Origin of the sequence: Mycobacterium persicum, assembly GCF_002086675.1 — a bacterium.
Lineage (GTDB): Bacteria > Actinomycetota > Actinomycetes > Mycobacteriales > Mycobacteriaceae > Mycobacterium > Mycobacterium persicum.
In genome coordinates this window covers 1-5308 of record NZ_MVIF01000172.1, presented here as the reverse complement: position 1 = coordinate 5308, position 5308 = coordinate 1, and the positions used below count along the sequence as shown (strand labels likewise).

Here is a 5308-nt window from a genome sequence, read left to right as displayed (position 1 = left end):
GTCCGGGGCCACCGCTTGGGGCCGGCATTACCGTGGCGTTGCCGCCGGCCCCGCCGTCGCCCCCGTTGGGGCCAGGACCCCCCTGGCCACCGTTACCGGCAACGGCTTCGTAGTTACCCGCAGAGGCAAATTTGGTAAGGATGAGTTTCGCCTCGCCCCCGGCCCCTCCGGTGCCGCCGGTGATGCCAGGCCCGCCCGGGCTGCCGTTCTCACCGGTGCCGCCTTGCGGCGGGAATACATCGCTTGCCGATGCGTCCGTGCCGGCCTGGCCGGTGGTGGCGGTGCCGGTGTCGGTTGGGTTTAGGCCGTTGGTGCCGGCCAGGCCGGTGCCGCCTCGTCCGCCGGCTCCGCCGTCGCCGAAGAAGTAGGCGTTGCCGCCGTTGCCGCCGGTAGCGCCGATCCCGCCGGTTCCGCCGGCGCCGCCGTTGCCCAGCAGCCAGCCCCCGGCGCCGCCGTTTCCGCCGCGTGCTCCGATGCCGCCGGTTCCGCCGATCCCGCCGCTGCCGATGAGTCCGGCGTCGCCGCCGGCGCCGCCGGCTTGTCCGGGCGCGCCGGAGGCGCCGTTGCCGCCGTTGCCGAACAACAGGCCGCCGGCTTCACCGGCTTGGCCGGTGCCGGCCACCCCGTCGGTGCCACGGCCGATCAGTGGGCGTCCCAGCAGTGCGCGCGCGGGTGCGTTGAACACGTTGAGCAGTTGCTGGGCGGCGTTGGTGGTCTCGGCGCTGGCATAGGAACTCATGCCGGCCTGCAGGGTGCGCACGAAGTGGTCGTGAAAGGCGCTCGCTTGGGTGCTGAACTGTTGGTATTCCTCGGCGTAGGTGTTGAACAGGGTGGCGATGGCTGCCGATACCTCATCGCCGGCGGCGGCCAGCAAGCTAGTTGTTGGTGCTGCTGCGGTCGCGTTGGCCGTGCTGATCGCCGAGCCGATCTCGATGAGGCCGCCCGCTGCTGCCAGCATGGGGTCGGGTGCCGCGATCACGAATGACATGGGTGGTCCTCCCAACGCTGCCTGTATGGCCGCCGGGGCTCACTATCCGGGGCGCGCTATCGGTAGGTGTTGGGAGAACATGAAACGTGCAGGCTGGAGCTATTCAGCTCAGATTGTCGTGCTCAGCGGTAGGCACCGGCGATGTTGTCGGCGACGGCTAACGCCAGTGCCATGATCGACACCTGCGGGTTCACCTCCGCGCAGCTGGGCAGGATCGATGCATCGGCAACCCACACACCGTCAACACCGCGCAGCCGGCCGGTCGGGTCGACGGGGCAGATCTGCGGGTCGGCGCCGGCCGCCGCGGTCCCGGTCGGATGGAAGGCCGCCAGGTGCAGGCTTGCGGGGTCGTTGCGCCGCACCGCCTCCTGTAGCTCGGGCAGCGACGTCACCGTGGTGGCGCCGGGCAGGCCGGTGAGTACCTCGGCCGCCCCGGCTTCGAAAAGCAGCCGGCCGATGGCCTCCATGGCGACTCGCAGCTTGGCGATATCGGCGCGGGCGATGTCGTAGCGCACCAGCGCTTCCCCCCGCACTGACCGCACTGACCCCACGCCCTGGTCGGCCACCATCGCACCGAAGGTGGCGACCCGAGGCGCCCGATCCAGCCAGCCGAGCAGTTCGACGCCATAGCCGGGAAAGACCATCGAGCCCATGCCCGGCGGCGTTGCCGTCGCCTCGATCAGCACCCCGTCGGATTCGTGGAACTCGTGGACCGCCGCGCTCTGCAACACGCCGCGCCAGGCATACACGTCGTCGTCGAAGCGGCCGGCGAGCATCGTCGCCGGATGCAGCGCCAGGTTCCGGCCGAGTCGGTGATGGTCGCCAAGACCGCTGCGCCACAACAACATCGGCGTCTCAGTGGCGCCGGCGGCGACGACGACGGTGTCTGCCAGCACGTCGATCGCGGTGCCGTCGGGCCGGCGGGCGCGCACGCCACGGGTGCGTCCGTGCTCGTGCAACACCCGTTCCACGCGCGCCCGGGAGACGATCCGCGCCCCGGCCGTGCAGGCCTGCGGCAGCGCGTTGAGATGTACCCCGAACTTGGCGTTGCGGGGGCAGCCGATCGCGCACTGGCAGCAGCCGCCACATCCGGGCGCGTTGCGCGGGATGGGCGCTGCCCGCCAGCCCAGTGCGGTGGCGGCATCGAGCAACAGGTTGCCGTTGCGGCCCATGATGTCCAGTGGAACCGGCGCGACCTGCAGCGTCCGCTCCACCTCGTCGAGGTGGTGGGCCAGCCGGTCCGGGTCCGCTAGGTCAAGCCCGAACTCGTCGCGCCAACGCCGTTGCACGGCATCGGGTGGCCTGAAGCAGGTGCCGGAGTTGACGACGGTGGTGCCGCCGACCGCCCGGCCCATCGGCAGCACCACCGACGGGCGGCCCAGCGCGATGGTGGCTCCGGCGCCGCGGTAAAGGCCGGCATAGCGGTCGATCGGGTGGGTGGTGCGGAACTCCTCGACCGTCCAGCGCCGGCCCTCCTCGAGCACGACGACGCCGACGCCGGCCTGCGCCAGCGTGCGCGCGGCCATGGCCCCGCCGGCCCCGGAGCCGACGATCACCACATCGGTGGTGACGACCGAAGGGCTATCGGTCGACGAGGTGATGGTCAGCGCCGCATCCGGGCGCGCCGGGTCGTGTCCCGCGCGCCGGCGAGCAGCTCGTCGGCGTAGGCGTCGGCGCCATTGGCCAGCAGCACGACCGCTTTCAGGCCCTCCACCGCGGCACCCATGTCCGGACCGACGGCGGCGACGCGGCCCAGCACCCGGGCCCGGTCCGCCGGCTCCAATCGCGGCAACGACCGGCCCGTGGTCAGGTAGCTCGCGGCCGCCAGCGACAGCACCCCGGCGCGCACCGCCAACCGTTGCGTCGCCGGCAGCTGTTCGACGTAGCGCCCGACGCGCTCGACGAACTGAGCCGGCGTCGGGCCGCCGTGCTCGGGTGGTAGCAACGCCGTCCCGAAGGCGGCCACGGCCCGATCGGCCAGTCGACTCATCGTCGGCGCCCGAACCGTCGACCGAGTTTGATGAAGAACGGATAGGTCCCGAAGATGCCGCCGGCGGCGGCGTGCAGCGGCCACCCCGCTTCCGCGGTATCCACGGCGAACACGCCGCTGTTCCACATGAAGTCACGGCCGTTCTGCGAACGGAACGGGCGCCACAAGAACCCCAGCCCGGGCACGTTGTTGTAGAGCCCGAACGATCCCGCGAAGAAGACCCCCAGCACGGCGGCTTCGGCGAGATCACGACGGTCTTCGGGCACCCTGCGCTCGATGAGCGCTCCGCTGGCGAACAGCAGCGGCGGGTCCAGGAGAAAACTCATGACGGGGTCCTTTCGTTGACGGCAGGTGCGTCGGCTCCGCGCAACCCGACTTCGGCATGCCCGATGCCCAACACCGACCAACGCCGGTCGTCGACCTCGACGTAGATGTCGGCCTGTTCGGTGTTGGTGCACACCGCCCGGCCCCCGTCCGGGTCGGTGTATTCCAGGCTCACGCACCTGTCCGGGGGTTGATCGACGCGGATCAGCACCTTGCGGCCGCTGACGCGTCCCTCCAGCTGCCAGTGCGCCACGCCGAGCGTGGTGTGCATCCGCAGGGACGGGAAAGGGCTTGCCGGCCAGTCTTTTCCGTCGATGCGGAACCGTACGAACGCCAGCGGCGCAAGCTTGCGCAGCCCAGGCTTGTGTGACACCGCGGTGACGGCCTCCACGACGTCGCCGCCGCCGAGGTCGGCGTGGATCCACCCCCAGCGCTTGGCATTGCCATGCCCGTAGATGTGTGCGACCCCGCCGCGCCAGCCGGTGACGGGATGGGTGGTATTGCCTGCGGAGTCGACGCTCAGCGAGCCGGTGAAGTCGGCGGTGGGGGCGAGCACCACCTGCGCGCCCGGCAGCAACTCGCGCTCCCACGCCGCCCGGGGAAACGTCCACAGCGGCGCGCCGGCGTCCTTCCAGGCCAGCTCCCAGGCCAGTGATCCGGCCCGCCCGGTCAGCTTTCCGGGCGCCACCCGGGCGCCGGCGGCGTCGAACCATGCCGGGCCGGCGGCGGGCTGGACCGGTGTCGGACCGAAACGTTCGGTGCGCGGCGGGCCCTCCGGCGGAAACCAGGTGACCCAGCCGTGTCCGTAAGGCGATCCGGTTGTCGGCGCCACCGTTTCGCAATGGACCCACAGGCCCGCGCGCGTCGACGGATCGGACAGGGTGGCGTACCAGACTTCCAGCCGTCCCGCCTTACCTTTCCAGCGCGGGGCTACCGCCGACAGCAATTCATCGTCCACTTGCTCCACCTCCGATTGATTCGTCCACTATATTGGTTGAGCCAATGAACCAGTCAAGTGCCTTTCAGCCGCCGGACCGTCAGCGCGTCGACGAACACATCGCCGCGTCGATCGCCGACGCCATCCTGGACGGGGTCTTCCCGCCCGGCTCGACGCTGCCGCCCGAGCGTGACCTGGCGGCGCGGTTCGGGGTCAACCGCACGTCGCTGCGGCAGGGGCTGGCCCGACTGCAGCAGATGGGCCTGATCGAGGTCAGACACGGCAGCGGCAGCGTGGTACGCGATCCCGAGGGGCTCACCCATCCCGCCGTTGTCGAGGCGCTGGTACGCAGACTGGGCCCGGATTTCCTCGCCGAACTGCTGGAGATCCGCGCGGCGTTAGGTCCGCTGATCGGCCGCCTGGCCGCGCAGCGACACACCCCCGACGATGCCCTCGCATTACGCCACGCGCTGGCAGCCCTGCGGGACGCCGAGGGTCCGGCCGCCCGGCAGGCGGCCGATCTCGCCTATTTCCGGGTGCTCATCCACAGCAGCCGCAACCGCGCCTTGGGTTTGCTGTATCGCTGGGTGGAGCACGCCTTCGGCGACCGCGAGCACGAGCTGACCGGGGCCTACGACGATGCCGAACCGGTCCTGGCCGATCTGCGAGCGATCACCGAGGCGGTGCTGGCGCGCGACCCCGTTGCCGCCGGCGCGTTCGTCGAGGCGTATCTACGCGCCAGCGCACTGCGGATGATCGTGGCCTACACCGAGGGATCCGCGAGCTAGCCGTTAGTCCCGTATTGGCCGAACAGCAGGCCGCCGGTGCCGCCGGTGCCACCCGGCCCCTGGCCCCAGCCTTTGCCGCCGTTGCCACCGTTGCCGATCAGCGCGGCGTTGCCGCCGCCACCTCCGGTGGCGTCGAAGGCGCCGCCGGTTCCCGCGTTGCCGCCGTTGCCGGCGTTGCCGATGAACCTGGCATCCCCGCCGGCGCCACCGCCCCCGACGAAGTTGGCTCCGTTACCGCCGGCTCCGCCGGCCCCTCCGTCGCCGAATCCCTGGGCGTAGCC

Annotated in this window: 4 protein-coding genes and 2 pseudogenes; 1 reads left to right on the top strand and 5 read right to left on the bottom strand. The window is 71.2% G+C overall.

Annotation, left to right across the window (positions count from 1 at the left end; all coding sequences use genetic code 11):
- From BST40_RS27155 to BST40_RS27140, 4 genes and pseudogenes are all read right to left on the bottom strand, one after another.
- Positions 1–988: PE family protein (locus BST40_RS27155; RefSeq protein ID WP_083156399.1), on the bottom strand; the 988-nt coding region annotated here is incomplete at its 3' end.
- Between the two features lie 122 nt (positions 989–1110).
- Positions 1111–2978: pseudogene (locus BST40_RS27150) on the bottom strand (GMC family oxidoreductase).
- The gene (locus tag BST40_RS27145) at positions 2975–3304 is read right to left on the bottom strand and encodes a hypothetical protein (protein ID WP_075513270.1); all 330 of its coding nucleotides are present in this window, start codon (positions 3302–3304) and stop codon (positions 2975–2977) included. Before BST40_RS27145 ends, BST40_RS27150 begins: the two are co-directional and overlap by 4 nt.
- A complete protein-coding gene (locus tag BST40_RS27140) occupies positions 3301–4260 on the bottom strand; it encodes a hypothetical protein (protein WP_075548160.1) in 960 nt (319 codons plus the stop codon). The genes BST40_RS27145 and BST40_RS27140 overlap by 4 nt, the downstream gene beginning before the upstream one ends.
- Before the next feature lie 44 nt (positions 4261–4304).
- On the opposite strand from BST40_RS27140, the gene BST40_RS27135 reads away from it, so the two are divergent.
- Positions 4305–5027 (top strand): FadR/GntR family transcriptional regulator, encoded by a 723-nt coding sequence (locus BST40_RS27135; RefSeq protein ID WP_075548122.1) that lies wholly within the window; start codon positions 4305–4307, stop codon positions 5025–5027.
- Here the strand turns inward: BST40_RS27135 and BST40_RS30340 are convergent.
- Positions 5024–5308, bottom strand: a pseudogene (locus tag BST40_RS30340) (PE family protein); the annotation flags it as partial. The gene BST40_RS27135 and the pseudogene BST40_RS30340 sit on opposite strands and share 4 nt — an antisense overlap.